This window comes from Streptomyces sp. NPDC058375 (genome assembly GCF_042723425.1).
Taxonomy (GTDB): Bacteria; Actinomycetota; Actinomycetes; order Streptomycetales; family Streptomycetaceae; genus Streptomyces; species Streptomyces durocortorensis.
The window spans coordinates 1-2192 of record NZ_JBHXJG010000463.1; the positions used below are offsets into that span (position 1 = coordinate 1).

The 2192-nt window shown below is 74.5% G+C and carries 3 protein-coding genes; 2 read left to right on the plus strand and 1 reads right to left on the minus strand.

What is annotated here, in order from left to right; genetic code table 11:
- The first annotated feature begins 178 nt into the window (after nucleotides 1–178).
- On the plus strand, nucleotides 179–739 hold the full coding sequence (locus ACFWM7_RS35030; RefSeq protein ID WP_383268760.1) for a hypothetical protein: 561 nt from the start codon (nucleotides 179–181) through the stop codon (nucleotides 737–739).
- 40 nt (nucleotides 740–779) lie between these two features.
- On the opposite strand, the gene ACFWM7_RS35035 is transcribed toward ACFWM7_RS35030, so the two are convergent.
- On the minus strand, nucleotides 780–1262 hold the full coding sequence (locus ACFWM7_RS35035; RefSeq protein ID WP_383268763.1) for a DUF2000 family protein: 483 nt from the start codon (nucleotides 1260–1262) through the stop codon (nucleotides 780–782).
- On the opposite strand from ACFWM7_RS35035, the gene ACFWM7_RS35040 reads away from it, so the two are divergent.
- Nucleotides 1261–2160, plus strand: a complete 900-nt coding sequence (locus ACFWM7_RS35040) for an AraC family transcriptional regulator (RefSeq protein ID WP_383268766.1) — start codon at nucleotides 1261–1263, stop codon at nucleotides 2158–2160. The genes ACFWM7_RS35035 and ACFWM7_RS35040 overlap by 2 nt on opposite strands.
- The last annotated feature ends 32 nt before the right edge of the window (nucleotides 2161–2192 follow it).

A 2192-nucleotide genomic window follows, 5' to 3' on the forward strand; every position in this document is an offset into this window, starting at 1 on the left:
GGCCACTCCCGACCAGGAGTGGCCGCCCTCGCGCATGCCCGGGGCACATGCGCCCAGGGACGCCGTCCGACATGCCGACCGGGCCCGGGCCGGCTCCGGGCCCCGGAGGGACGGCCGGGGAACCCCGAGTCTCGCCCGACCGGCCCCGGAATCCCGCCGCACGCTCTAGCCTCCCCGCATGATCTCGGACGCCCTGCCCACCGAGGACGCGGACGCGGACCCGGTGGAATCCGCTCGGCGACGCACGGCTGTGCGTCTCTCGGTGTCGCTCTTTCTCCTGGCAGCGGCGGCGATGCTGGTGGCCGCCCTGCTCGGCGCGTACGAGTGGTACGCGGCCCTGGCGTGCTGGCTGCTCGGCTCCGTGGCCGTTCCGCTCCGCCACGGCGTGAGCGCGGGCCGGGAGATGGCGCGGGAGGCATGGCGGCTCCGCACCCGCGGTGTTCTCGTCGAGGGGCGCAGGCTGCCCTCCGGCGCCTACGAGTACACCGACCTCGACGGCCGGCCCCACCGCCTCACGGACGACTACGAGTCCGCGCGGCGGGTGGAGGTTCTCTACGATCCGGCGGCTGCCGGGCGAACGGCCCAAGCCGGCCGCCGGACCGGCGGCACGCTCGTCTTCGGCGTCTTCGCAGGACTTCTGTCCCTCGCCATGACCGTGGCGTCAGCGGTCATCGGGCTGGTGGGGCCGCTCGCCGCCCTGGGCGTCCTCCCGGCCGGCATCTCCTTCGGCCTGTCCTAAGGCCTGTCGAGCCCCTGGCGCTCCGCTCCGGCCCCGGGGCTCAGGAGTGCATCCGCGCGCCCTTGAGGGCCTTGTCCACGGCGTTGCGCGGCCCGTACACCGCCAGCCCCACCAGATCGAGCGCGTCCCGCCCCACCGCCCGTACGGCCGCCCGGTTGTCCCGGTCGTTCCCCGTGCCGAACAGGTCCGAGGTGAACACGGCCGTCGTCAGCGACCGGGACAGCGCCTTGGCGTGCGCGGCGGTCATCGTCTCCTTCGACCCCGCGAAGACCAGCACGGGCTGCCGGATCATCGGCAGATACGCGGTGGAGTCGGCGTCCTCGTAGGGTTCCCCGATCACCTCCGGCACCGCCGTCCCCAGACCGCTGATCAGAAAGGCGGTCACATTCAGCCGCTGCCAGGTCTCCAGGTCGTCCCGGAGTAGCAGCGCGACCTTCGTGTCGAAGCGGATGGGGGCGGGCCCGGCGGCCGGGGCCGGGGCGGGTTCCGTGGTCGTGGCGGTTTCCGTCGTCGTGGTTTCCATGGTCCGAGACTGGCCGCAGGCCCGGGACGAGGTCTTGTACGTTCTTAACGTGACCCGGGAGAACCGCCCCCAGGAGATCTCGGCCTGGCGACCGGACGTCGCCGGCGTCGTGGAGGTCTTCCACGCCCGCTTCACCGCCCACGCCTACCCCATGCACGTCCACGACGCCTGGACGCTCCTGATCGTCGACGACGGGGCCGTCCGCTACGACCTGAACCGCCACGAGCGCGCGACCCCGGGCGGCACGGTGAGCCTGCTGCCGCCCGGCGTCCCGCACAACGGTTCGCCCGCGACCGCCCACGGCTTCCGCAAACGGGTGCTCTACCTCGACATGACCCAGCTCGACGCGGGCCTCATCGGGCCCGCCGTGGACACCCCGGACCTCGCCGACCCGTTGCTGCGCACCCAGGTCGGACAGCTGCACACCGCCCTCGCCGACCCGGGCGACGCGTTCGAGGCGGAGAGCCGTCTGGCGTTCATCGGCGAGCGGCTGCGGGGCCACCTGCGCCCCGGGGACGCCCCGGCGGACCCGCCGCCCGGCCCGGGCGTGGCGCGGGACCTGCGGGAGCTCCTCGACGAGCGGCTGCGCGAGGGCGTCACCCTGGCCGAGGCCGCCCGCCTCGTCCACGCGCACCCCGCCCATCTCGTACGGGCCTTCAGCGCGGCCTACGCCATCGCGCCGCACCAGTACGTGACGTCCCGCCGGGTCGACCGGGCCCGCCGGCTGCTGCTCGACGGGGTGCCGCCCGGCGAGGCGGCCGCCGCCGTGGGCTTCCACGACCAGTCCCACCTGACCCGGCACTTCAAGCGGATCGCCGGCACCACCCCCGGCCGCTACGCCCGGTACGCCCGTGGTGCCCGCCCACAAGGCCTCCAGGGACTCCAGGAGCCCTCCTGAGGCCCGACAGCCCGCCGCCCCGGCTCCGAGAC